The organism is Moorena sp. SIO3I6, from assembly GCF_010672095.1.
Genome location: NZ_JAAHHU010000094.1, coordinates 1 through 25,422, shown reverse-complemented (window position 1 = coordinate 25,422; position 25,422 = coordinate 1). Strand labels below are relative to the sequence as shown.

At 43.8% G+C, this 25,422-nt stretch carries 27 protein-coding genes; 11 read left to right on the top strand and 16 right to left on the bottom strand.

The genetic code is table 11. The features are described from left to right. From F6K49_RS23505 to F6K49_RS23495, 3 genes are all read right to left on the bottom strand, one after another. Positions 1–494: DUF1822 family protein (locus F6K49_RS23505; protein ID WP_293100576.1), on the bottom strand; the 494-nt coding region annotated here is incomplete at its 3' end. Further along, on the bottom strand, positions 491–1,495 hold the full coding sequence (locus F6K49_RS23500; RefSeq protein WP_293035857.1) for a hypothetical protein: 1,005 nt from the start codon (positions 1,493–1,495) through the stop codon (positions 491–493). The genes F6K49_RS23500 and F6K49_RS23505, both read right to left, overlap by 4 nt. Positions 1,496–1,803: 308 nt before the next feature. After that, the gene (locus F6K49_RS23495) at positions 1,804–1,959 is read right to left on the bottom strand and encodes a hypothetical protein (RefSeq protein WP_293100574.1); all 156 of its coding nucleotides are present in this window, start codon (positions 1,957–1,959) and stop codon (positions 1,804–1,806) included. A gap of 223 nt (positions 1,960–2,182) precedes the next feature. Between F6K49_RS23495 and F6K49_RS23490 the strand changes: the two genes are divergently transcribed. Together F6K49_RS23490 and F6K49_RS23485 are read left to right on the top strand one after the other, a co-directional pair. Continuing rightward, positions 2,183–2,524: a hypothetical protein gene (locus F6K49_RS23490; RefSeq protein WP_293100571.1), complete on the top strand. Its 342-nt coding sequence runs from the start codon at positions 2,183–2,185 to the stop codon at positions 2,522–2,524. Positions 2,525–2,542: 18 nt separating this feature from the next. Continuing rightward, positions 2,543–2,905, top strand: coding sequence for a response regulator (locus F6K49_RS23485; protein ID WP_293027438.1), 363 nt, complete (start codon positions 2,543–2,545; stop codon positions 2,903–2,905). A 106-nt stretch (positions 2,906–3,011) separates the two neighbouring features. Here F6K49_RS23485 and F6K49_RS23480 read toward each other — a convergent pair whose 3' ends face one another. Together F6K49_RS23480 and F6K49_RS23475 are read right to left on the bottom strand one after the other, a co-directional pair. Next, positions 3,012–4,310, bottom strand: a complete 1,299-nt coding sequence (locus tag F6K49_RS23480) for a response regulator (RefSeq protein ID WP_293100568.1) — start codon at positions 4,308–4,310, stop codon at positions 3,012–3,014. A gap of 175 nt (positions 4,311–4,485) precedes the next feature. After that, a complete protein-coding gene (locus F6K49_RS23475) occupies positions 4,486–5,475 on the bottom strand; it encodes an RRXRR domain-containing protein (protein ID WP_365940374.1) in 990 nt (329 codons plus the stop codon). Positions 5,476–5,824: 349 nt separating this feature from the next. On the opposite strand from F6K49_RS23475, the gene F6K49_RS23470 reads away from it, so the two are divergent. From F6K49_RS23470 to F6K49_RS23445, 6 genes are all read left to right on the top strand, one after another. Continuing rightward, positions 5,825–6,757, top strand: coding sequence for a chemotaxis protein CheW (locus F6K49_RS23470; RefSeq protein WP_293100565.1), 933 nt, complete (start codon positions 5,825–5,827; stop codon positions 6,755–6,757). A gap of 187 nt (positions 6,758–6,944) precedes the next feature. After that, complete coding sequence (locus F6K49_RS23465) at positions 6,945–7,133, top strand: hypothetical protein (protein ID WP_293027447.1); 189 nt, start codon at positions 6,945–6,947, stop codon at positions 7,131–7,133. Between the two features lie 110 nt (positions 7,134–7,243). Next, positions 7,244–7,771: a histidine kinase dimerization/phospho-acceptor domain-containing protein gene (locus F6K49_RS23460; protein WP_293100562.1), complete on the top strand. Its 528-nt coding sequence runs from the start codon at positions 7,244–7,246 to the stop codon at positions 7,769–7,771. A 223-nt stretch (positions 7,772–7,994) separates the two neighbouring features. Continuing rightward, entirely contained in the window at positions 7,995–11,102 is a 3,108-nt protein-coding gene (locus F6K49_RS23455; protein ID WP_293100559.1) for a GAF domain-containing protein, read from the top strand. Between the two features lie 86 nt (positions 11,103–11,188). Further along, positions 11,189–11,338 carry a hypothetical protein gene (locus F6K49_RS23450; protein WP_293035846.1) on the top strand — a complete coding sequence of 50 codons (150 nt, stop codon included), beginning with the start codon at positions 11,189–11,191 and terminating at the stop codon, positions 11,336–11,338. Between the two features lie 4 nt (positions 11,339–11,342). After that, the gene (locus F6K49_RS23445; RefSeq protein WP_293100556.1) at positions 11,343–15,557 is read left to right on the top strand and encodes a response regulator; all 4,215 of its coding nucleotides are present in this window, start codon (positions 11,343–11,345) and stop codon (positions 15,555–15,557) included. A gap of 35 nt (positions 15,558–15,592) precedes the next feature. On the opposite strand, the gene F6K49_RS23440 is transcribed toward F6K49_RS23445, so the two are convergent. Then, the gene (locus tag F6K49_RS23440) at positions 15,593–15,880 is read right to left on the bottom strand and encodes a hypothetical protein (RefSeq protein WP_293100553.1); all 288 of its coding nucleotides are present in this window, start codon (positions 15,878–15,880) and stop codon (positions 15,593–15,595) included. A 416-nt stretch (positions 15,881–16,296) separates the two neighbouring features. Here F6K49_RS23440 and F6K49_RS23435 point away from each other — a divergent pair, with 416 nt between their 5' ends. Beyond that, positions 16,297–16,866, top strand: a complete 570-nt coding sequence (locus F6K49_RS23435; protein ID WP_293100550.1) for a chemotaxis protein CheW — start codon at positions 16,297–16,299, stop codon at positions 16,864–16,866. Here the strand turns inward: F6K49_RS23435 and F6K49_RS23430 are convergent. Further along, a complete protein-coding gene (locus F6K49_RS23430; protein WP_293100547.1) occupies positions 16,857–17,105 on the bottom strand; it encodes a DUF29 domain-containing protein in 249 nt (82 codons plus the stop codon). The genes F6K49_RS23435 and F6K49_RS23430 overlap by 10 nt on opposite strands. Before the next feature lie 31 nt (positions 17,106–17,136). Further along, positions 17,137–17,301 carry a DUF29 family protein gene (locus tag F6K49_RS23425; RefSeq protein ID WP_293035832.1) on the bottom strand — a complete coding sequence of 55 codons (165 nt, stop codon included), beginning with the start codon at positions 17,299–17,301 and terminating at the stop codon, positions 17,137–17,139. Positions 17,302–17,713: 412 nt separating this feature from the next. Between F6K49_RS23425 and F6K49_RS23420 the strand changes: the two genes are divergently transcribed. Then, positions 17,714–18,316, top strand: coding sequence for a Uma2 family endonuclease (locus F6K49_RS23420; protein WP_293029260.1), 603 nt, complete (start codon positions 17,714–17,716; stop codon positions 18,314–18,316). A gap of 318 nt (positions 18,317–18,634) precedes the next feature. On the opposite strand, the gene F6K49_RS23415 is transcribed toward F6K49_RS23420, so the two are convergent. The 5 genes from F6K49_RS23415 to F6K49_RS23395 all read right to left on the bottom strand — a co-directional run bounded on the left by F6K49_RS23415 (position 18,635) and on the right by F6K49_RS23395 (position 22,562). Further along, complete coding sequence (locus F6K49_RS23415; RefSeq protein WP_293029255.1) at positions 18,635–18,910, bottom strand: hypothetical protein; 276 nt, start codon at positions 18,908–18,910, stop codon at positions 18,635–18,637. Between the two features lie 239 nt (positions 18,911–19,149). After that, positions 19,150–19,389: a hypothetical protein gene (locus F6K49_RS23410; RefSeq protein ID WP_293100544.1), complete on the bottom strand. Its 240-nt coding sequence runs from the start codon at positions 19,387–19,389 to the stop codon at positions 19,150–19,152. Positions 19,390–19,577: 188 nt separating this feature from the next. Beyond that, entirely contained in the window at positions 19,578–19,841 is a 264-nt protein-coding gene (locus tag F6K49_RS23405; protein ID WP_293100541.1) for a hypothetical protein, read from the bottom strand. Between the two features lie 54 nt (positions 19,842–19,895). Beyond that, on the bottom strand, positions 19,896–20,558 hold the full coding sequence (locus tag F6K49_RS23400; RefSeq protein ID WP_293100538.1) for a hypothetical protein: 663 nt from the start codon (positions 20,556–20,558) through the stop codon (positions 19,896–19,898). Positions 20,559–20,861: 303 nt separating this feature from the next. Then, positions 20,862–22,562 (bottom strand): GMC family oxidoreductase N-terminal domain-containing protein, encoded by a 1,701-nt coding sequence (locus F6K49_RS23395; RefSeq protein WP_293100534.1) that lies wholly within the window; start codon positions 22,560–22,562, stop codon positions 20,862–20,864. Positions 22,563–22,591: 29 nt separating this feature from the next. Here F6K49_RS23395 and F6K49_RS23390 point away from each other — a divergent pair, with 29 nt between their 5' ends. Then, entirely contained in the window at positions 22,592–22,735 is a 144-nt protein-coding gene (locus F6K49_RS23390; RefSeq protein WP_293100531.1) for a hypothetical protein, read from the top strand. A 119-nt stretch (positions 22,736–22,854) separates the two neighbouring features. Here F6K49_RS23390 and F6K49_RS23385 read toward each other — a convergent pair whose 3' ends face one another. The 3 genes from F6K49_RS23385 to F6K49_RS23375 form a co-directional block, all read right to left on the bottom strand. Beyond that, positions 22,855–23,028 carry a hypothetical protein gene (locus tag F6K49_RS23385; RefSeq protein WP_293100528.1) on the bottom strand — a complete coding sequence of 58 codons (174 nt, stop codon included), beginning with the start codon at positions 23,026–23,028 and terminating at the stop codon, positions 22,855–22,857. A 26-nt stretch (positions 23,029–23,054) separates the two neighbouring features. Next, entirely contained in the window at positions 23,055–23,219 is a 165-nt protein-coding gene (locus F6K49_RS23380) for a hypothetical protein (RefSeq protein WP_293039553.1), read from the bottom strand. Between the two features lie 268 nt (positions 23,220–23,487). Next, on the bottom strand, positions 23,488–24,744 hold the full coding sequence (locus F6K49_RS23375; protein WP_293039556.1) for a glycosyltransferase family 4 protein: 1,257 nt from the start codon (positions 24,742–24,744) through the stop codon (positions 23,488–23,490). Positions 24,745–25,422: the final 678 nt, after the last annotated feature.

Here is a 25,422-nt window from a genome sequence, read left to right as displayed (position 1 = left end):
CTCACCGATTTCTTAATCCAATCAATCTTGTCAATTAGTGTATCGAGAGATTCAAGCTGTTCTAGGGGTAAAGGGTCTAGGGATTTAGCGATCGCATGATACGGAGCAAATCCCAATAACTCTACCTGGTCTAATTGCTCACTGAACTGCACTGCCACATAGCCAATCCGGTCTTCGGTCACTTCTAGTGGCACGTTCAAGGCTGACTCACCTGGTAACACTGGACGACATTCCAATTTACCAATGTTGGGCAAAACCAGATCAGCTACATCAAACAATGCTCTTAAACCGGGATTCCAACAATCACTTTGAGCAAGATTACTGGGAATCTCGAGCCATTTAAGATAGTTGTTAACAGCATAAACTGCTAAAGTATTTAAATAGACGTGTTTTCCCTTCCGAGGGGTGGTTTGTTCAGCAGCAAACTGTGCTGCATAACTATGAGCGTATGGGCTAATAGAAACTTTAATATTAGTTGATTCTGTAATAGTCATGGTTGATATCCAAACGTTTTACCGATGTCTTGCAGCCTTGGCAGGCATTTTTTCTTCCAGTGAGAGTAGAGAGTTTGTTGGTTAGCGTTAAATTCTCTAGCAATGTCAGCAATTCTCTGGGGTGGTTCTTGTACTAGCAACCGCATTGCTAATAACTGACAATTACATTTGGGATATTTGCGGGGATGACAACCGATTAATTTCCGATCTGGATCGTTTTTAATTTCTTCGAGAATGGCTTTACTTAGACGCTGGCGTTCAGCTGTCTGGATTTCTTCAATGTAATCATCCAGTCTACTCAAGGAAGGTCTAGGGTCTGGCAACCGGTCTTCTAGAGTCCTTGAATCTCCCTCACTGTTACCGATCGGTTGATTAGTGCTAATCCCTGGATATCTACTATCTGAGATATATAAATCTCGGATGCGCCAGCGTAAATATCCGTTGATCCAGGTCACTAAGCTTTTTTCAACGGAGGTTGAACTTGGCTCAAACTGGTACAGATTGCGAGTGACCCATTCCCAGGTTCGATTTAACGCCTCTAGAGAGTCTACGTGGGAAGATTTGTAAATGCCAGGTAGATTTTGAACAACGCTCAGGAGACGATTCAAGGCTTTCTGCCGCTCAGGACTTGGGTCTGGGTAGCGGGATACTTCTTCAATTAGGTTTCTTAGGATTTCATCCACAGGAGTCTTTTTCCCCAGCTGCCCTGCCTTTGGCTGCCATAGTTGAGCAACACCAATGCAGCGATCACAAACCAGGATACGAGAGTCTACATGGGTGAATTTTAACTGACTTTTAACTAACCAATTAAACTCCCAGTCGCTGGTATGACTGCTGATAAGCTGGATGCGCCCTGATACATTAACCACCATTGTTAATCCTCTCGATTGCTGACCCGCAGTTGTTGTACCAAGCCTAGATAACTCAGAGGCTGGCTTTGGGTCATTGACCAGTGGGGAAATGGGTAATGGTGGTTTAGGATCATGACTAGTTAGGATCATGACTAGTACTGTTTTGAACTCTCTATGTACTTATCAGCCCTAGCTGATCATTTTATGAATCCGATTTTTGGAATCCGAGCCGGTTGACTGAAAAAACTCTCCTGTGTGTTACTGCTATGTAAACAGCCCAAGAAGCCTTCTTGACTCAGGCTTCTCAAGCTTAGGCTGAGTTTGTGATAATATTGTGAATTTTTTATACTGTCAACTCTCTACTGTTAAGTCTCTAATAATATTTAGGATACTAGCTTTACAGACCATAAAGAATCAACTATACTCCGATTTAATAGTCTCGATTCAGAAGTCAAGATTCATAATATAGCACTTATCATAGTCATGAGGTACAAAATTCTGGGTGTTAGGGAGCAGGGACTGAGGCCGTAGGCCACGCGGGGCGCGTTCGGAGCAGGGAGCAGGGAAGAGAGAAGAGGCAAGAGGCAAGAGGTAAAAAATCCTGTGTACCTCATAGCTATAATAAACGCTATATATAGCATTTATATCTCGGTTTTAAACACACTTATTGCCGAAAAATGCAAGAGGCAAAAGGGTAAAGATATCAGGAGTTTTATTGGACATAAAAAAACATACATACAATTTTACATTTCAAATACCAACTATATTTTAGTCAACTCACAATTGGCTGCTATATATACACTTTTAACCAAATTTTAAATTCTTTCAAATCTTTGATTGCTGACCTTTAAAAATTGCTTAATTTACTCTTCTATTCCCTATTATCCTTTTCCGATTCCCTATTTCCGTTTTCCCTACTCCCTCCTTTGCTCTGGTCACCAGGAAGTATGGTTATTCAACCGGATTTTAGATAATATAGCACTACGCATTAAGGTGTTTGACATTCCTAAACTCCGAAACTTAGTCATAGCTTACTTGCGGACTTGCGGACTTGCGCGTAGCGCTATACCTTTGGGTGGAAGAGCTGAGTTCACCCTGAACCAAATAACACTAGCGCTATATAAAAATGCTGAGAAAATCAGTAATTTTGCCCTTGCCATTAACAAATTTTCTGTATAAGGTGCTATACTTTAATCTATGAAAACTGTTTTGGTGGTAGAAGATAGCGTAACAGAAAGACAGTACCTAACTCGCTGTTTGCAACAAGCGGGTTTGGGGGTTACTGGCGTGGCTAGTGTTGAGGAGGCTCGGGAAAAATTATCTCACCATAGGCCAGATTTAGTAGTTTTAGATGTAATTTTGCCTGGTCAAAGTGGTTTTGAGTTTTGTCGAGCCCTGAAAGTTAATCCTCACACTAGCCAGATTCCTGTGGTGATTTGCTCCACCAAAGGTACTGAGGTGGACAAAATTTGGGGAAAGATGCTGGGGGCTGATGCCTACTTAGCTAAACCAGTGAATCCAGAAGAACTGCTGTGTACCCTAGAGGAGCTGATTCAATAGTTATTGTTTGTTGAGTGTTAACCGTTGAGTGTTAACCGTTGACCTAGGACAATTTTTGATTCCCCCTACCTCTAGACTCTTGCTTCACTTCCGGAGTCTTGCCTTTTTAAACTGGATCGGTCTTGCTGGGCGAGGTTGTATGATACTTGCGCACCTTTGCCACTACTTTCTGATTGTCGATGGGTTTGGTCAGGAAATCAGTCGCCCCAACGATTCTGGCTCGTACCCGGTCCACAATACCATCTTTAGCAGTCAGAATAATCACTGGTGTATTGGCAAACATTGACACCCGGCGGATCTGGGCGCACATTTCGTAGCCATTAACAATCGGCATCACCAAATCCAAGAATATTAAATCTGGCTTATGTTTGAGTAGCAACGGTAGAGCTTTGATAGAGTCTTGGATTCCTAAAAATCGATAACCTGCTGATTGAATCACGTCCTTCATAATTTTACAGGTTTGGGGGTGGTCATCAATACAGACTATTAATGGCTGATCAGACTTCTTGTGGGATTTTTGGGTTTGGGAGTTTTGGGTACTAATGTCTGCCTTGGCGGGGATATCTACAAAGAAAGGAGCTATCAAATCAGGCACTTCTACTAGTTCAATCAGTTGTTTCTGAATATAAGGATTTAGCGATCGCGTCAGCAGTAACAGATCTCGTTTGATCAGGGCTGCTATATCTCGAAGAGTGCGCTTACCGTTGATGAGGGTTACCAAATTTTTGTAGGTGGCCACTGAGGTTTGCTGTTGCAAAGCCGACTTTTGCAACAGCACCGGTGCTAAGTCAGGAGAAACATCCTCCAAACCCATTTCTGACCACTGCTGCCAGACCTGTTGAACTTGCTTGATAGTTGGTTCTACCTCTAACATCCACGTTTGTGGCAAAATCCCCTGGATAGAGGGACGTACTCCCAACTGGGCATTGAGCAAGAAATTGTCAGGCTTCTTGACCGTAGTTTCAATGGTGTTTGACGACACAGAATCATTACTGGGTTGAATTAGGGTTTTCTCCCGAGAAACTAAGGTTAGGCTCTGGAAGATATCAAACAATATTTCTGCTACAGTGCCTTTAATTACAACCACCGTCTGTTGGGGGTTAATCATTCGTTTCCGTGCTAACAGCACCATCAAGTGGTAGTCCCAACAGGACTCTGGCTCTATCTTTTTCAGGGCAATCCGATTAGGATTAACCTCAGGACAATGGTAGAGTATCTGCCGACACCAACGCCTAGTGGGATGAACACTGCCAGATGCCCATACCAAACGGCCATAGCTCAAGTAGAAGCTCCATTGCTGAGCAGTTGACACCTTCAGATCCAGTCGGCCAGTAAATTTTTCCTGACCGTAGCGTACTAGCTTAGCACTCAAGCTATTAGAGGTAGATTCAACCCTGGTTTTCATCAAATCTTCGCGGCTGGATACCCCATCCTTCTCTTTTAGTGGGGAGGAAAGCCGCGCCTCCAATTAGTGGTTTACAATTAATCCCGTTGAACGTTTTAGAAGTCGGACTTTTCGGGCAGTAAATTGTCCAATTCTTTTCCAGTTAACATCGCTAACAGAAACTTGCCTTACTGTCTCACCGCTCACCCAACCTCGTGCTTGTTATCCCAGCCTTAACCGCCTCAACATAGTCTCCTTTGCGAAAACCATGGCTAGTGGTTGTCCCACCGTATTTACGTCGTTTCCCACCCTTAGAAAACTGCAATAGATGCAACTGGCGACGACTTATGGGGGCACGTCTAATGACTGAAAACACAGCATTAGTTACATCACAGTTTTTTGGAACACTCAGTTTTCCGTTGCGGTGATAATAATTTTTCCGTCGAAAAAAATGAGTAGCAGCTAGGGCTATTCCATCTACTGCATGGGTATTAACTGTTTGCTGACTTTTGTCAGTTTTGTCTTTTATTAGTCCTAATGCCTCTCTTTTTAAAGCGGTCTCCCAGCCTTGTTTTTGAATTACTGGGGCTATTTGCTCCAACTGAGAGATTGCCCAATACTGGCCTATCATCACAGGAGAAAACCCTTTGCTCCCTCTTGCCTTGACCACTTCATAGACGATGACATTTACTGGATACAAAAAACAAAGCTCTTTTGTTACCCGATTTTCTAGTTGACGGTTTGCCCTAATTGAAGGGGGAACCCTTTTTACTCTACGGTTTGAGAATCGTTTTTGCCGATGAGACCTTTGTGAGTAAGCAACCTTGCGATCTATTCGACGACTTCTACGAGTTTTTTCGGCGAAGCCGACGCTACGCGAACGCATCATTCGCCGAGTATCCATGCGTTCTCGAACTTTCTTGTAAGGCAAGATCAGATGTCCTGTCCAAAGAGTGATTTTACTTGACTGAACAGCCATACCAGAAAACATCTTTCCGGGGTCAATACCAATGGCAATATCCTGGGTTTGATTTCCAGATGGTTGATTAACTAGCTGAACAGCAAAAACATTTAGATCGTTTGGATAAACAACGGCAAGACCGCATAGCAGCCAGCGGCGAGCGCGAGAAGCTTTTGTCGGCATTAATGGTTTGCCATCAGGTGAAATTACTGGAACTCGTAACATGGTGATAAACCTCACGAGAAAAGTATTTAGGTTACCCTGTCCCCTTGACCACCGAATTCAAGATGTCCTGCCCAAAGCAGCAACTGACAACACAGTTTTAAAGAGATCCAGACTGGGGAAGCATCTGGAAGTTCTTACCAGGATTCGGCTCAATGGTAAGCGTCAATCACGGTAGTTGGTTGTCTACCAAGCCCCATCCTCTTAGGGTGGGGTTATTGACTGGCCCATAAATTCACGCAATTCTAAAAACGTGAGCAGTCACTCTAACCAAAATTAACAATTATTACAAATCAAGCGATTAAATACCTTGGAATTGTATTTATCATAAATTGAATAGTAAGTTGGTGTGATGAGCAAAGAGCAGATTTCCAAGACCAGCAAAATTTTACAATTAGCTAAACAGGGAAACCCGAACGTCATCGCTGCCATACTGAATCACAAACTTCAGCACGAAGGTATTATAGCTAAAGTTAAACTTCACGATAGCTGTTTATTGGTTTTACTCGAAGCAGACCCCGCTCCAAAACCAGGAGCTGTGGTAAGATTTATCTACTACACCATCAGCAAGCTAAAACCAAACTCAATTGATACCGTCAAAATTTTGGGGCGTAGCCTAACTGAGAAACAACCAGCATGGCGCAAACAAATTAAAGTAGAAAGCATTCCGGTGGTGCTAGACTTATCTACTTGGGTAGAGTCAGGCTCAACAGTGAGAACTAATCAAGCTCATTATCCTGTCTCCTGGCAGAACAATGAACATCATTTCCAGGGGAATCAAGCTCAATTACCTCTGGCTACCCCCGTTAAGGTCAGTGTTGATGGCCAACTTCCCCCCCAGGAGAAATTTTTGCGCTTCCAGGTAGGGTCTGGCAATGGGGCTTTGTTAGAGGTAAACTACATCCAAGCAATTCTGAATGTGTCGGTTGCTGAAATTTTGCCAATTCCCCATACTGCAGATAGTGTGATTGGGATTTACAACTGGCGTGGTGAAATGCTGTGGTTGTTAGATCTAAACTATATCCTAGGATTTCCGGCTGTTTGGCAACCCAAAGACATCTCCAGGACAAAAATCATGGTGATTGTACTTCAACTCAACAGCAAACTTCTGGGACTGGTGGTTTCACAAGTGGAAGAAATAGAACAGCACCATTGGCAAAACTTACAACCCCCTGATCGATTATTGCCCCTCAGATTTGGGGAATTTGTCAAAGCCTATCTTCCCGAAGTCAGTAGTATTGTCTTAGATGCCCAACGAATTGTCCAAGCAGCAGGAGATCTATAGCAATTCTGTAAGCATTCAGCACTCAGCATTCAGCACTCAGCATTCAGCACTAAGTAGTCAACTTTATGAATCCCTGACAGCAGATGTACCTCATTACTATCAAAAGCTCTATATAGATCAAGTATATTAAGTTAGTGCCCAGCCTCGAAGCGGAAGTTAGTGCCCAGCCTCGATGCGATCGCAATTGATGAAGATTTTGCTCGTAGAAGACGATCTGCGCATTGCTAAAGCTTTAGCAGAAGCCCTCGCTAGCCAATGCTATGCAGTTGAAATTGCTCAAGACGGGCAAGAAGGGTTGGACTTAGCCTTAGCTTTCACCTATCACTTAATTATTCTGGATTTGATGCGCACCCTTGCTAGATGGGATAACCCTTAGACGACAACGAGTAGAAAGAAGATCCTGACGATGAAGACTTACCTACGGACTTATTCAATCTAAGTGAAAAACCATCGACAGATAATAATCTGCCAATCCTTGATCCAGGTGTGGAATGGTTCGATGAAAAAGGTCAGCTCTTGGTTAAACAAGGCAATCTTTTCCCCAGTGGGACAATACCCGAAAATCTCGATTCCCCTCATATTGTTGTTGAAGGTATAGTTCGCACTCTCACCTTACCAGTTTTTAAACCTTCTACTGAGACTGGAAATCAAGAACTTACTGGCTATATTCGCGTTAGTAAATCGACAGAAGCCTTAGATGCAGAACTTGTTCGTCTACCCATGGGATTAAGTTTAGGAGGCTTTGTAGCTCTCGGACTTACTGGCTTCGGCGCAATATTGCTAATCCGTCAGTCCCTGAAACCGATTGAAAAAAGTTTTCAACAGCTCAAACAGTTTACCGCTGATGCTTCCCATGAGTTGCGATCGCCCTTGACAGCCATTAAGACTTCCGTTGAGGTGATGCAGATGTATCTAGAGAGGATAGATCCAGCGGATGTAGACAAGCTAGCCGCGATCGCTAGCGCTTCTAAGCAAATGACTCGTCTAGTGGAAGATTTACTCCCACGGCTATAAGCTCGGGGAGTCTCAATCAACACGTCATCAACTACCAATAGTTCAACTTTCTACATCAGATTCAGATTTCCCAGTGACCATTGCCCACGGCCCAGCGCCCACTGACCACTTGAAGGTTCATACTTCATACTTGAGACTTGACAGTTGACACTTCATACTTCATAATTCATATTTCATACTTCATGCTTCCTTAAGTATAAGTCAAATTTACGACTCTAGGCAGATGTCAGAAGCACAATGGGATGATAAAGATTCAGAACTGCTCTTAGAAAATCAAAATCTACTCAAGGAGAATACTCCACATTTTTTTAACTCTCCTAGCCCCAACCTAGAGGGATTTAACGCTAGCCTAGACAGGCTAAAAACTGATCTAGACCAACGCCGAAGGGTAGATAAACTAGAGCTGAAAAAAAGTTTGGAGCAATTTGAATCCTTTGGTCAGGAGGTTGAGCAGTTTACAGCAGGGGTAAATCTGGAAATTCAGCAATTGAAGCTTAGCTACGAAGAGGCACTCCAACAACAGTTCCAAGCCCAGCATGAAAAATTGTTAGAGGTTAGCAAATTAATGAATCAAGCTGGGAACTGGGAAACCTTACTGAACAATACAGTCAATGGGGTGCAACATCTCAGCCAAGCCGAGCGGGTGTTAATTTATCGCTTCAATTCTTCTCGCACCGGAATAGTTTTGGCAGAAGCAGTAGAACGGGGGTGGACTCCTGCGGTCGGGGAAAACCTAGATGCTACTGCTTTTGGGGCTGACTTGTCCACAGAGTATTTGCAGCAGTCAAGGGTAATTATCGATCAGGTCAGCAATGATTCGGTCACTCCCTACCAACTCCAGCTGCTGGATAAATTTCAAGTTCAATCCAGTCTCAGCTTTTGCTTGCCCGTATCGGGTAAAGCTTGGGGTTTGTTGGTCCTTCAGCGATGCCAGGTAAAGACAAACCAAGACAGGTCGGTTCCATCCTGGACTCCACAACAGATTAATTGCTTTCGGACTATTGCCACAGAACTATCCCTTCACCTAGCTACCGACGAGTTACGCACTCAGTTGCAACAGCAGCAGGCACGGGAGGCAACTGTGGCGAAAGTCATTAACAAAATTCGCCGTTCTCTGGATATCTTGACTATTTTCCAGACCACAACTCAAGAAGTGCGACAACTGCTCAAAACTGACCGAGCAGTTATCTATCGCTTTAATCCCGATTGGAGTGGTGAATTTGTAGCAGAGTCAGTGGCTGGAGGCTGGATTTCTCTGCTTCAGAGCCAGACTAATAGCCCACACCTAAGGGCTGATATCAGCGAATGCAGCATCCAAGAATTGGCCACTGAACCAATAATTAACCAGGTCGATACTTATCTTCAAGAAACCCAGGGGGGTGCCTATAGTAGGGGGGAAACCTACCGGGTGGTGGAAGATATCTACAATCAGGAGTTCACCCCTTGTTATCTGGAAGTTATAGAAAGTTATCAAGCCAGAGCTTATGTGATTGTAGCTATTTACCAGAATGAAAAACTCTGGGGATTATTGGCTACCTATCAAAACTCTGATATCAGGCAATGGCGGGAGTCAGAAGTTAGCTGGATGCTGGAGATTGCAGCTGAGTTAGAAGTAGCATTGCAACAAGCTCAGCTACTGGAGGCACAGCGGTTAAAGTCTGAGGAATTACGTCAAGGAGCAGAACGAGAACGAGTACTGAATAAGGTCACGGATAAAATTCAACAATCCCAAGACCTGCGCACTATTTTTAATGTTACCACCAACGAAGTTCGTCAACTCTTAGGGGTTGACCGTGTTACAATATATCGCTTCAATTCTGATTGGAGTGGCTCCTTTGTGGCTGAGTCTGTGGCTAGTGGCTGGACTTCCCTAATCCAGGAACAGACTAATAATCCCCTCATCAACAAAAATATTAGTGAATGTATCGTGAAAACGGTGGCTGGAAATACCCCTGAGCAGTTTAGCCAGCAAGCCCCAACCATCCGAGATACCTATCTGCAAAGCATCCAAGGCAATCTCTCTAGGGAAGAGAAACCCTTCTGGGTGGTTAGTGATATCTATAAAGGGGATTTTTCAAGTTGTTATATCGAGCAGCTAGAGCGATATCAGGCCAGAGCCTATACTATTGTGCCGATTTTCCAAGGGGATACACTGTGGGGTTTACTGGCTGCTTATCAAAATTCTGAAGCTAGGGATTGGCAAACGGAAGAGATTAATTGGATGGTTCAGATTGCGGCTCAGATGAGTATACCGTTGCAGCGAGCGGAGTATTTGGAACAATTGCGATCGCAATCCCAACAATTAGCAGAATTAGCATCACGGGAAAAGGAGGCTAGGGAATTATTCCAACAACGTGCTATTGATTTGCTCACAGCTGTCCGACCTTCTCTAGACGGTGACTTGACCGTTAGAGCTCCGATTACCAATGATGAACTGGGAACTATTGCAGATGCCTACAATAACACCATTCAGAGTTTACGGCAAATTGTAATCCAGGTACTCTCAGCTTCTGTGAAAGTCGCTGAAACGGCTACAGAGAGTGAAGCAGCAATTACTAAACTTTCTGAAGAAGCCCAGCATCAGTGTCAGGAGTTGACCCAAGCGATGGATCAAATCCAGAGCATGGTTAACTCTACCCAAGCGGTAACTACTAGTGCCCAATCCATCGACCGAGCTGTGCAAGAGGCAAACCAAAAAGTAGCATCGGGGGAAACAGCTATGAACCGCACGGTGGAGGGAATTCTAGGAATTCGGGATAGTGTGGAGGAAGCCAGCCATCAAATTAGACAGTTAAGTCAATACTCTCAAAATGTTGACCGGGTCTTAAATTTGATTAGTGATTTTGCGACCCAAACCCAGCTACTCTCCCTCAATGCTGCTCTCGAAGCCACCAGGGCTGGGGAGTATGGTAAAGGTTTTGCGGTAGTAGCTGATGAGGTGCGCTCCTTAGCTCGACAGTCGGCCAAGGCAACTACGGAAATTTCTAATTTAGTTGCTGAAATCCGCACTCAGACCCGAGAAGTGATTAAAGTGACCGAAGTCGCGATCGCTCAGGTTAATACTGGCACAGAACTGGTAGAAGAAAGCAAGGGCAATCTAAATGCGATCGCATCAGCTACTGCTGAGATTAGCCAGTTAGTTGCAGACATTACCCAGGCAACCCTCGCCCAACTGGAACAATCACAATCCGTCACCCAAACCATGAAAGAAGTTGCCGCCATATCCACCAATACTTCTGAAGACTCTACCGAGCTTTGGGAGTCCTTCAAGGAATCCCTCACCACCATCAAAAACCTACAGGCAGCTGTTGAGCAGTTTACCGTGAACTAGTTATAGCGCTGTGGGTGGGGAGTGTGGAACCTGGGCGCGAGTAGTGTGGGGCCCGGGCGCGGGGAGGTTGGGGAGCAACTGGCGCTTTGAGATTGGTTTTAGGGATTATTATTCCCTTGAATTATATAGCGTTGATTATACTTATCAGGTACAGTCAAGTTTCTACTCCCTACTCCCTACTCCCTACTCCCTACTCCCTACTCCCTACTCCCTACTCCCTACTCCCTACTCCCTAAAAAAATGTCAACTATTGATCCAGAAACCTATCAATATTTTCTTGGGGAAGCCCAGGACTTGCTGCAAGTTATTGAACAAGACTTGCTGGCTTTGACACCGGACAAGCCAAAAAACCAACTTTATGACTTAATGCGAGCGACTCATACCCTGAAAGGCGCAGCTGCTAATGTCCAGCAAGACACCATAAAGAGTGTAGCACATTATCTCGAAGATGTCTTCCGGGCAATGTTAGCCCCTGAGGCAACCATTGATACAGAGCTAGAAACACTAATGTTTGAGGGATATCAGTGCCTCAGGATGGCACTGACCGCTGAAATGACCGGGGAGTTGAACAAGAATACTGAGATTATCAACCGAGCTGCAGGGGTGTTTGCTAAACTGCAAGCTAAATTAGGAAATTGTTTTGACTATCAAGCTTCTCTACCTACATCAGCAGAACTTGGGTTTGATATTGTCCAATCTATCTTTGAACTAGGAGTCAAGCAACGCATTGATCACCTAGCTTCCTTGTTGAAGGTTGGTAGGTTGTTCGCGAAGCGTGGCCTTTTGGCCAAGGTTGAAAGTTCTGAAGGGTTACAGGTTGGTAGGTTGTTCGCGAAGCGTGGCCTTTTGGCCAAGGTTGAAAGTTCTCAAGGGTTACAGGTTGGCAGGTTGGATGTTGAAAGTTTTCCAGACAACCTTCAACCTTCAACCAACACTAACCTTCAACCTTCAACCAACACTAACCTTCAACCTTCAACCAACACTAACCTTCAACCTTCAACCAACACTAACCTTCAACCTTCAACCAACACTAACCTTGGCCAAAAGGCCACGCTACGCGAACAACCTTCAACCCAAACTAACCTTCAACCTGCTAACCTTGAACCTCCAACCCCTGATCATGACAAGGCTACGTTGATAGAGATTGCTGAGACCTTGCGAGAACAAGGTGAAATATTTGTAGGGTTGGGGGAATCCTTGAACTTACCAGGGTTTAAAGCAATTGCCGAACATACCCTCAAAGCCCTTGACGCTAACCCTGAACAGGTGATGGAAATTGCCAAGATTGCTTTAACGAATTTCCAGGAAGCTCATACCGCTGTCTTAGCAGGCGATCGCACTCGTGGAGGAAACCCCAGCCTCGCCCTTCAACAATTAGCTGGGTCACAAGAAGAGTTACAGGTTGTTCGCGAAGCGTGGCCAAAAGGCCAAGGTTGGAACGTTGAAGGTTGGAACGTTGAAGGTTGGAACGTTGAAGGTTGGAACGTTGAAGGTTCAAAACCTTGGCCAAAAGGCCACGCTACGCGAACAACCAACACTAACCTTGAACCTTCAACCAACAATAACCTTGGCCTTTCGGCCACGCTACGCGAACAACCTTCAACCAACAATAACCTACAACCTTCAACCAACAATAACCTACAACCTTCAACCAACAAGAACCTACAACCTTCAACCAACAAGAACCTTCAACCTTCAACCAACAAGAACCTTCAACCTTCAACCAACAAGAACCTTCAACCTTCAACCCAAACTAACCTTGGCCAAAAGGCCACGCTACGCGAACAACCTTCAACCCAAACTAACCTTCAACCTGCTAACCCTAAACCTTCACCACCTATCGATGAATTACTTGAGGAAACTTTTGGTAATATTTATCTTGCACAAGAGCAAGCGAATCAAGTGTTTCCTGAAGAGGAATATCTTGAGCCAGATAGTATACTTCCAGATAGTATATTTCCAGATACTATCTTTCTGGATGAATCTTCAGAAACCGTAGCAACAGACAATCTTAACCAAGCTCAGACTGACCCTAAGCAAGAGTCGGAGTTAGCAGTTAACCCTGAATCAGCAAAAGAATTAAACCAAATATCAATATCTCCTCCCGATCGGGAGTCTGCAGAGGCTGGTGTGCCTTTATTAGCAGATGGCTCGATCAAGACATCGGCCACAGTGCGGGTTGATTTAGAAAGTCTGAAACACCTATCTCACCTAGTTGGGGAACTACTAATTAACCAAAACCAGTTAGGATGGCAGGATGAAAACTGTCAAGGGGTAGTTGAAAAACTTTCCAATTGGCTCAAGCAACATCGCCAAACCCTGACTCAACTGCGCACTCAGCTCAAGAAGCATTCCTCTAATCAGCAAATTTCCAAGCTGTGGGATTCCGCTTGGGAAGAAACCCTACAACTGACTCAAGCTACAGAAGACCTGAGCCTGTTAGCCACTACGGCTGCTGCTAGTGTGGAACGAGAACAGCGTTTATCAACTCAGCTCAGGGATACTCTTCAATCTGTTCGGACTATACCTCTGGAACATCTGCTTAAATCCTTTCCCTCCATGGTGCAGCAGTTGTCTAATGTCCATCACAAGTCAGCGAAATTAACCCTCAGTGTGACTAATGTCCTAGTTGATAAAACCATTGCTAATCATCTCTATGATGCTTTACTGCATCTAGTCCGCAATGGTTTCGACCATGGTATTGAATCCTCGGAGGTTCGCCAAGAAAGGGGTAAACCTGCTATCGGTAAGATTGAAATTCGTGCTTTCTATCAAGGAAATCGCACCATCATTGAAGTCACAGATGATGGTCAGGGACTGGACTTGGAAAAGATTTATCATCGTGCCGTGGAAACCAAACTGCTGAGTGTTGAGCACTTGGAAGCCCTGGGCGAATCACCGGAGCCAAATCAGCTATTAGACTTACTGTGTCAGCCAGGATTTTCCACTGTTTCTCAAATCAACGAGCTTTCTGGACGAGGTATTGGCCTAGATGTGGTGCGCTCCCAACTGCAACGGATTAACGGTCGGGTAAAGGTTCGCTTCCAGCCGGGTCTTGGCACGACCTTTTGCTTGCAGATCCAAGAGGCTCTCAGGAATGCCAGGGTGCTAGTGGTTCAAGCTAATGAGAGAGTGTATGGGTTTGTGGCTAATGAGATTGAACAGATACTGTTGCCAGCATCTGAGCAAATCCAGATGGTGAGTGATCAAAAAATCCTGAATTGGCATCACAGGGGGAATGAGTATAGCACCCCCGTTTACCAACTCTTATCCTTACTGGAATACTCATCCCAACAGGGATCGACAGTACCAGCTTGGAATCCCTTGCTGACTAAACCTCAAGAGATTAATCCGATCCTATTGATGAATACTGGTGAAGGATGGGTGGGACTAGAAGTGGAACAAGTACTCGAAGAGCAAGAACTCGTGATCAAGCAGCTGTCTAATGCGATCGCATATCCTCCCTATGTTTATGGTTGCAGTATTTTGGCCGATGGTCGTTTGATTCTGGTAATTGACGGTACAGGGTTACTTAAGTATGTACAGCAGCTTCATCAATCTCAGCGATCATTGTTGAAGGTTGGGAGGTTGAAGGTTGAAGGTTCTGAAGAGTTGAAGGTTGGGAGGTTGAAGGTTGAAGGTTCTGAAGAGTTGAAGGTTAGCAGGTTGAAGGTTGAAGGTTCTGAAGAGTTGAAGGTTAGCAGGTTGAAGGTTGAAGGTTCTGAAGAGTTGAAAGTTAGCAGGTTGAAGGTTGAAGGTTCTGAAGAGTTGAAGGTTAGCAGGTTGAAGGTTGAAGGTTCTGAAGAGTTGAAAGTTAGCAGGTTGAACGTTGTTCGCGTTCGCGCAGCGGAGGCCGAAGGCCACGCTACGCGAACGGCTTTGCCGAAAGCGTGGCCGAAAGGCCAAGGTTTTCCAGACAAGCTTCAACCTAATCATAGACAACCTGATAACCTACCCTACTCGAACGCCAAAGGCGAACAACCTGATAACCTTCAACCTAATAACCTTCAACCTGCCAACTTACCCTACTCGAACGCCAAAGGCGAACAACCGGGTAACCTTTATAAAACCTTTTTAGTTGTCGATGATTCCATTACTGAGCGACAAAATTTAAGCCTAATTCTGGAACGAAATGGTAACCAGGTGCTGCAAGCTAAAGATGGTTTAGAGGCGATAGAATTATTGCGCAAAAGTGATGGTGTTGATCTGATAATCTGCGATTTAGAAATGCCACGGTTAAACGGTATTGAGTTTTTGAGTCTTAGTCATCAAGACCCAGCTTTAACTGATATTCCTATTATTATGCTCACCTCCCGTAGTCAAGAAAAATACAAACAACTTGCTACCGAACTTGGAGCTATGGCTTATTTAACTAAACCGTATTTAGAGGAAGAGATTTTAGCAACAATTAATAAAGCCGTCAGCGGTCAGCAGTCAGCCGTCAGCCGTCAGTGATCAGTGGTCAGCCGTCAGTGGTCAGTGGTCAGCCGTCAGCGTTGCTGAATCAAAAAATGAATCGGAGTAGAGCGGGCATCCTGCCCGCCCGAAAATGAAACGGGCAAGATGCCCATTCCACGGCAAGATGCCCATTCCACGGCAAGATGCCCATTCCACGGCAAGATGCCCATTCCACGGCAAGATGCCCATTCCACGGCAAGATGCCCATTCCACGGCAAGATGCCCATTCCACGGCAAGATGCCCATTCCACGGCAAGATGCCCATTCCACGGCAAGATGCCCATTCCACGCAAGATGCCCATTCTACAGGTGCGACCCAAGGGCGCGAGGGATTGCTCGCGGCCTTGGAGGCACGCACCTACCCTTAAAATCATTCCATTATTAAGCAACGCCCAGCTGTCAGCTTTGTGGCACAGGCTTCGACGCTGTGACTTCACTCAGATTAAACCAATGTTTACCTGTTGTCTTGATGCAATAGCGAGTGGTTTGAAGTTACCGTAAGACAGGCTCGCCTTAATCAATAAGTTTTAACCATGCATCTGCATAGCCTACCAACCATAAAGGCTCAACGTAATCAGGTTTCGTCTCCGGGGGAAAACCCCAAGACCGTAATGGTGCGTTTTCCGTAGGCGAATTAAATTCGCCACGGGTCGCACCTCTGCATCGCTTATTCAAAAGCTGATAGCTGATAACTGATAACTGATAGCTGATAGCTTACAAAGCAGGGAGTAATAAAATGAAAAAAGTCCAAATTATTGTATTTAAAATCGCTAAGTATTGGTTAGCCTTACCAATGAAAGTGGTTTTGAAAGTTAGGGATTTTTCCAGCAACATTAGGGAGAGTACCAGGGATAACAGATTAATTCATCTAGACAATCGAACCTTTCCCCTGCTCCCTTTAAAACCAATACTGGTCAAACCTAGTAAAGCTAAGGTAGCCCTAGGTCAAGGTTTAGGGGAAACCGCTGCTGTTAGACAATTCCCTATTGATTTATCCAATGTTGGGGAATTTTTGATCATCGTTCAAACTCCCGGGGGAGACGCCTGCGCCATACCGGTTGATCGGCTACCCACTATGATTGATTTGCCTTTATCAACAATTCGGAAATTGCCAGACTCTTACAGTCAAACCTATCTCCTTGGTATGGCTAATTATTTCGCGGTGTGGCAATCCGAAGCAGACAAATTAAGCATTTTTTTGCTAGATTTAGAACGAGCATGGAGTGTGGTAATAGGTTATAGTTCAGGGAGTAGGAAGTCGGGAGTCGGGAGTCGGGAGTCGGGAGTTAGAATAGGTCAATCTTGATCTAAAATATCAGACGTGAAAGGACAATTCTGGGGGAAACTAACAGATGGATAATTCCTGGTAACCTTCTTCAGTGGATATCTGTAGCAATCGGAAAAGACTGATTCAAGATAAGGCTTGAGGCTAGGAGATTCAGACAACAGAATATTAATCTGTTCTCTCTGCTCTTCGATGGTATTTTCCCAGCTTCGATAATCATCTTCTGAATCCACATACTGCCTTTTAAGCAAGTGTTCCATCAAAACTTTAAGTCTGCTCTGAAGCTCTCGTCTATCGGTTCGCGTAGCGTCGGCGAAAGCCGAATCGTCCCAAGGATGTTATCTCCTCAATTAAATTCTCTATGTCCAACTCATCAAAGTTTCTTGTTTTGAGTTGCTGGCAAGTTGTCTCAGTCCACATAACGAAGTCCTGATCATACAAGTCACTATTACTCATTGCTTGCTCCTGCTTTTTGTTTTTTTTTATTGATTATATCATCTCACGTTTTTTGGTAAAGTTGTTGTAAAAAAACTGATAATATTGAGAATTTGATAGAATAAATCCAAATAAAAGCCTGAATATTCATAATAGCTTGTATAGCGGGTTTCAATTTGGTGAGGTACAAAGTTTATGGTTTTAGGGAACAGGGAACAGGGAACAGGGAACAGGGAATAGGGAAGAAAGAAGAGGGAACAGGGCAAAAATTATGTGTACCTCATTAGGCTAAAAACCGCTGTATCTTACATATATTCCGCAATGGGTAGTGCTATAATTCAGAAACAGCCATAAAAATCTCCCCATCTCCCCATCTCCCCATCTCCCCATCTCCCTATCTCCCCACTCTTTCCCTTTTCCCTTTTTCCCAACCATGGATACAACTCAAACCCCTTTAACATTATTGCGCCTGTGGACGGTTGAGGAATACCACCGGATGGCTAAGGTGGGAATTTTGCAGCCGGATGAACCAGTTGAATTAATTGCAGGACAGATAATTAGACAAATGAGTCCCCAGGGAACTCCCCATGCTACTGCGATTCGGCTCACTCGCCGATTGTTGGATAATCGTTTAAGAGAGCAAGGGTTAGTTCAAACACAATTACCAATTCAATTAAGTAATTACTCTGAACCAGAACCAGATCTAGCCGTAGTTATGCCAGATGAACTGCGATACCTAGACCATCATCCGACACCATCAGAAATTTATTTAATTATTGAAGTTGCTGATACTACCTTGAAGAGGGATTGTGAACTGAAAGCTAACCATTATGCAGAGGCAAAAATTGCTGACTATTGGGTGATTGATTTAAGTAATCGTCAATTGCATGTTTTTCGAAAACCGACTGATCAAGGGTATCAAAGTCAGGTAATTATAGCAGATAATCAGACAATTTTACCGTTACAGTTTTCAGATTGTTTATTCACTGTATCTGAAATGTTGCCACCAGTGATTCCGGAGTTTGTTGAGGATTGAGGGTTTACTGTTTACTGTCGATTTTTATCTATTTAGAAAAATATGGAATAGTTACTAGGTGATGGGAGTCTTGAATTGGTGGCTCCAATCCTGGCATTGCTGAATGAAGGAATGAATATGAGTAGTGTGGACATCCTGCCTGCCCTAAAATACTAGGAATGGGCAAGATGCCCATTCCAGAAAAGTATTCACATCATTCCATGATTAAGCAACGCCCCAATCCTAGGTAATTCAAATTTATTGATCTAGATTATGTATCTGTCGATATAGGATAGGAGCAGATCATTGACTACCATAGCTCTAAAAAAGACGTGATGGCTACAAATCTCCTGGATCTAGACCTTTCATATCCAAATCTCCTGGATCTGGACCTTGCTTCATGGTTTCTTCTGAGTCATTATCACTACGGGCTGCTATTTTTTGATTAAATTTGGAAATTCGATTTTCAGTTTCTAGATTCTGAAAATTAATTTTTTGATCCCGATCAGCAAATGACGCAATAGAATTACAATCCTGAGCAGAAACATCACTAGTGATTGGGTTAAAAGCTACTACTAAACCAGCTAGGGAGGTTATAATTCTTATTCTTTCCATGATATTGCCAGCCAATCAATTTATTGGCTTTAATCTAACTAGACCCTAAGGAGCCTACAATGTTCTGTATTTCAATCATATCATAATTTCAATGTTGTGTTGAATATTTAGCCTTTTTATTTTAGATGTAAACAGAATATTGATGGAAAGAGCGAACATAGAACAGGGCACAGGTCATAGTAGGAAATAGATCCAAGGAGTTTTTGATTTTCTGTAAAATCAGCAAGATTGTTCACGACCTATTTGTAAATGCTGTCTGACGGGATGAAAAGTAGCATGATTAGCCTTACTAGGTGTGGGGTGATTGGTGTAGGGAATGAGGTAACTGCTATGTCACGTTGGTAGCCATGCAACGCTGCCAAAGATAGTTTTCCCCAAGACCATGCTAAATCAAGAAGGGACGGTTGAATCAGGTTGGGGACGGAAGGTTTTTGCTGACGTAACTCTGAATTACCTTCTATTTTCTCGAGATCCCACACCCTGTCTCCTTTTTAACCGTGTTGTCATCCCCAAATAATTTTAGAAAAACAGGCGCGAAACTTTTGCAACTCGGGAGGTTTAGGGAACCGAAACAGTTAGGCTCAAACATCCCTGACTGCAATAAGGGGGGAATAAAATTGAATGTACTTTATCAGTCTGATAAATGCTACATAATTAGGTCCTCTTATTATGAGGGTATTATTTTTTCTAAGAATCGGTTAAGCGTTGGTGGATTTTTGTCTCTATATTCCCTTGATATTGATTTAAACAATTGTATTACTTGCTCCTTGGTTACCTCATCATTGTAATTATGTCTTACCGCTAAGCTGATAGCATGATAATATTTAGTTGCTTCATATTTTTCATTTTTATAAAACCAATCTATAGCTTTTGAAGCTGATTGGTTACCTTTTGATGCTTCAACAGATATTTCTCCTTTATTTTGTTCCAAAAAAATAAACGGTTTTTGGCACATAGGATCAGCTTGACGAGCAATTTTTTTGAGTTATTCTATAATCTCTATATTATTTAGCGTTGGACCGTATGCAGATGAAGCCATAGAATAGCTTAAACAGGCAGTGTAATATTTAGCCAATATTAATTTGTAGCCATTATCTAATTTTTTCAAATTTTTATCTAGTATTTTTTCAGCTTTATCACCAACTAAATTACCTCTTATTTTTACCCTTTCAGCATATTCATAATTGTCATTAATCCCTCTATATAAACCCCATATATATTTCATTTCATCATAATTATCTCTTACGCTTTGTTCTATTTTATTAGAAGAATTTACAGAGGGAGATTTTGTTTGAAGAACTATTTCACAAATATGTTTTGGTTTGCCGACAAATACAGCCGATAAGAAGGCGATAGATGTGGCAATGAAAAGTATTAATACAAACCAGCTAAGAATTATAGCAGGTATTTTAATCGGACCCTCGACTAGCTTGGGCAATGCTTCAAATATCACCAAAATAACCATAAATATAAATAGTACACCAATCGCTATAAAAGCGGTGACTAAATTCCCTTTAAAGAAAATTCCGATTAGCGCAGCAGCAGCAGCAATGCCAGCAACCCCAAGAGCATACCTTACTTCTTTAACTTGTTCTATTGCTGCATTAAGAACTTTAATTAGCATATCTATAAATTGAGAATTATTCATTATTAATTATTGATTTAAAGGAAACAATGACTTGGCTACCCAGGATTATTAGCAATTTTTATAGACAATAAGATATAAGCTGGAATCCTCTGAAGTGATGCCAACTATGGAGCTACTTAGCAAAATAGTGTTATAGATATCCGTTGATACCTACAACTGATCCATAGGTCTTTTCTTGTTTAGCAATTAGCTCGCGGCCAATTTCTGGGATTATATCATATCGATCAGATATTTAATTACCGATTCCCGATTCCCGATTCCCGATTCCCGATTCCCGATTCCCGATTCCCTGTTCCCTATTCCCTATTCCCCATTCCCCACACATAACCTCTTCGCCACATGGAAACCAACCAGATAAGCTGTCATCTGCGTACTAATCCGGGGCAAGGGCACAGAAGAAAGGTCAGCCACATAGACATTAGCTGACCCGTATACTTTACCAGTATCTATTGCATTGTCGAGTCCTTTATCAATCGCCTTACCGAATAGGCATCCCCCCGACAAGTGCTGCTCCGACAGTAAAAACCTGCGACTGTAAACATCAACATACTCCTCAATCTGGTTCTCTTCGTAGGGCATCTTAGTTACCAGTCGCAAAAACCACTTAACTAACCAATGTGGCTGTTCTCCCAAACCGTTCAACAGTGCCATGTGCTTGGCAATCTCACTGTTAGCTACCACTTTATCCTGATTGAAATGGGATTGTTCCTCTTCTCCAAAGAAATCTAATTCAATCCGAGAGTCCTCCCTTGAATAGCAACCCTCTTTAGCAGCATTAAACTTAATCGCGGCAGTAATCAAGCTTGGGTCATCATGCCATGGTTTGCCTTGAACTAAGTTATAAAGTCCCCACAACAGGTTAATGATGAAATTGACTCCCTGAAGAAACACCCTAATCACGTTCTTGATGATATTAAACAACCAAGGTAACCTGATCACGAACTTCTTCAGCCAGTTTGGTAATAGGAACGCCAGATAAAGGTGGGCAATCATAAACCACAGCCTCTCAAAATTACCGGAAAAGAAATCGAAGCAGCAAACCGTTTCCTGTCCCGGTTGTTCTGGTTCTGGTTGCCATACTGTTGTCGCAAACACAGGGATGTACACATCCCGAGGGGTGACATCGATGCTCTTGTCCACGAGGTAGATCCCCAGGGGCAGGACAATATGGTCATTCACATGCTGCCCGATCTGATCGTTTCCCAATTCCTCGCGGTGAGACCAGAGCAGCCGTGGCGTGGCACCCCCTGCGCACATAATCACCTTTCCACCATCCCTATCCAGAGACAAGCGCTCCGTCATCCCCGTGTCCAGGTACTTAACATGTACTGCCACACACCGTGGTTTTTGCCCTTGCTCCTTAGAAAACTCAAGTCTCTCAACCCTACACCTAGTCTTGATCTCCACCCCCTGGCCAAACCAATCGACAATCGATACTCCGCTGTGGGTTCGCTGCCCAAATGAGTTGAACTGGGTTGGAAAAAGGTGCAACAGGGCGGTATCGGTGACCTCCAAATTAGGAATATTCTCCATAGCGTCTGTGCTCACCACAAAACCAACCTTCTCAGCCGCCTGGAGTACTTGTTTAGTCACAGGTGACGGTTCCGTTGCTGGGTTTGGTCTAACAAACTTCTGATTCAACTCTGCCTTCAAGCTGTCCCAATAGGCTGCCGTTTGACCAATATGTGTCGCCAGCCACTCCGACGACTCATGCATCATAGTATAGTTAATCGAGCCGCCACCACCCATAGTGCAAGCCCGCCCCGATATAATCGGAATTCCCTTGGGGGTCAGGGCATTGTGCAGCTTGAATACCTTTTCCTCTGCGTAGGACTTAGTCCAGTTGTTCTGGTGGGTAATGTCGCTGGTAGTAAAGAAATCATCCCCCTCCTCCAGCACTAACACCCGCTCCCGGATAGACCTGTCATTACCAGCTTCTAGGTAGTAGCTCAGAAACCCACAGGCTCCATTACCAGAGCCAACCACGATCGTATCGTACATCATCGCAATGGTTTTTTAAGCAAATTATTTTATTGTATCTCTTTCTCGGGAGTCGGGAATCGGGAGTCGGGAGTCGGGAGTCGGGAGTCGGGAGTCGGGAGTCGGGAGTCGGGAGTCGGGAGTCGGGAGCAGGGGAAGTGTGGGAAGTGTGGGGAAATGGGGAGATAGCCAGATGAAATTGATGTTTAATCCTGTGAGTGCTAAGAATTGGTATAACCTTAAACCTTAAACCTTAAACCTTAAACCTTAAACCTTAAACCTTAAACCTTAAACCTTAAACCTTAAACCTTAAACCTTAAACCTTAAACCTTAAACCTTCAACCTTAAACCTTAAACCTTCAACGGCCATGGCATCATAGCGACGCTCAAACTCAGATTGAGTCAGCCTGTCACCGTTTTCCAGAGGAGGAATTGTTGGATTGAGTGCGATTGGCCGTAGGCCACGCTTCGCGAACGCATTTCGAGTCATAGTTTTTATAGCAGTTCTCAATTCGGTTAGGTACTGCGTCGGGGGATGTTAGGGAACAGGGAACAGGGAATAGGGAAAGAGAGGGGGGAGTGTGGGAAGTCTGGGAAGTGTAGCAAGTGTGGGGAGATGGGCAGATGAGGAGATGGGGAGATAGCTAGATGAAATTGATCTGTAGTCGTAATTTCCAGCAATTGATAACTATGATATAGCCTTTTCCATACTTATGAGGTGCATTCTACATAGTTACCCCGACTCCCGAGTCGGGAGTCGGGAGTAGCACTGCATCGCTATTCCTTATTCCCTAACATCCACAACTTGTTTACCTCATAAGGTAAACAAGATTTTTTCCCTCTTGCCTCTTGCCTTCCCCTCCTGGGAGGGGTTAGGGGTGGGTTCCTCTTGCCTGCTCCCTACTCCCTACTCCCTACTCCCTGCTCCCTTATCAGTAAAAAGGATTGATCAAGACTTCTGAACCGCTGCCATTAACCGCTGATTGTTAATCTCAGAAAAGAGTTCTTCGTAACGGTTGAGAGCTTGATCGAAGGAATAATATTGAAGAGCATGTTGTCTACTTCTGTTGCCCAGTAATGTAACTCTTGCCGGATCCTTATACAACTCTAGGATTGTTGCTGCTAGAGTTTCTGGATCCTCTGGGGGAACAACAATGCCACCGCCGCTTTTTTTGATAGCTCTGGCAGCGGTACCATTAGCAGGAACAGAAGCTAGGATGGGGCGACCACTAGCTAGCAGTACTTGGATTTTGGAGGGCATATTGAAAGAAATTACATTGTGCTTTTGTATGACCAAGCCCACATCCGCTGCTCCTAGCATTTCCGGTAGTTTTTCCCGAGGTTGAAATGGTATCAGCTTAACATTATTGGCTTCCCAAGTCTTACAGCACTGCTTTAGTCGCCCTAAGGCTTTCTGTTCTCCGACGATCACAATCACAATATCTCGAACGTGACGCACCCTAGATGCTGCCTTAATCAGAGTTTCTAAACCTTGAGTGAGGGCAATATTACCGGAGTAGAGTATAACGAACTTACCATTAAGGTGATGGGCAGTGCGAAAGGAGTTGTTTTCTTTTGGTAAGGGACGGATGAAATTAACATCAACCCAATTGGGAATCTTGACAATTTTAGAGCTTGGCACACCCTTGCTGCGCAGGTTATTGGCAAAGCCATCAGCAATAACACTGATTTTGGTGACTGTGCGGTAAGCAAACCTTTCTACAACCTCTAATGCACGGATTAGAGCTTGGTTGCTCAGTAAGCCTACTTTAATAGCAGCTTCTGGCAAAATGTCTTGGAGATTTAGAATTACTGGCGTTCGGTGTATCCACCCCAAAACCGCCGCTGGTAGGGAAACTAGCAGTGGTGGACTAGTTAAAATAATGATATCAGGGCGAGGAGAACTCAGAGCCTTGAGGAAGCTGCTAGCAACAAAGCTGGCCTCTAGCAATAATCGGTCGATCAAATTGGGTTTCGGGCGAATCCGCACATAACAGCGATCTACAATCACACCGTTGATGTGTTCGGTAAGATACAATTTCCCTCGATATCCCTCATAAATTTGACGTTGAGGATAGTTGGGCATGGCAGTAATGACCCGAACATCATGGCCTCTTTTGACCAACCCTTCTGCTAGTTCAGTCATCAATGGGGCAATCCCAATTGGCTCTGGATGATAGTTGTAAGAATATATTAGGATTCGCATAATCTCTAGTAGATGTTGCCAGCCGGGTGTAGACTCACCAAATTTGTGTATTGATGATTTATTGGCTTTAGCACTGAGAACTCACGACCATTGTCAAGTCAGGTTGGTGGTGCAAAATGCCCAATCAGGGATTTTAACCCTATAACTATTTATTCGGCTTCAATTCCATATTTTACGCCTGAATGACAGTTTTTGTAACAAAATTTAACATAAACTCCCTTGACCAAAATATCATTATTGTGCATTACTAAAGCGTCTTGAAGAGCTACAGCAAGAATCTTTATGCCAATTCTGATTATGGCTGCAACTAATAAATCCTCCCTTTTGGTAATTAGTAATTGGTAATTAGTAATTGGTAATTAGTAATTGGTAATGAGCGTCTGATTACCGAGCTATAACTAGTTTTTGAAATTAACTGATAATTGGATTTACCAATACTTCTATTAATATCGAAAAAATTACTGTTTTTTCATGGGTGCAATCCCGCTAATTTCAATAAATAATTTTTTGTATTTCAGAATTTTTACGGATGGCAAAGGAAGTAATATCAAGTCAGGTTGAATACCCATAATTAGAGGGAGGGTGGGGAGATGGGGAGATGGGGAGATGGGGAGATGGGGAGATGGGGAGGTGGGGAGATGGGGAGATGGGGAGATGGGGAGATGGGGAGAGGGGGAA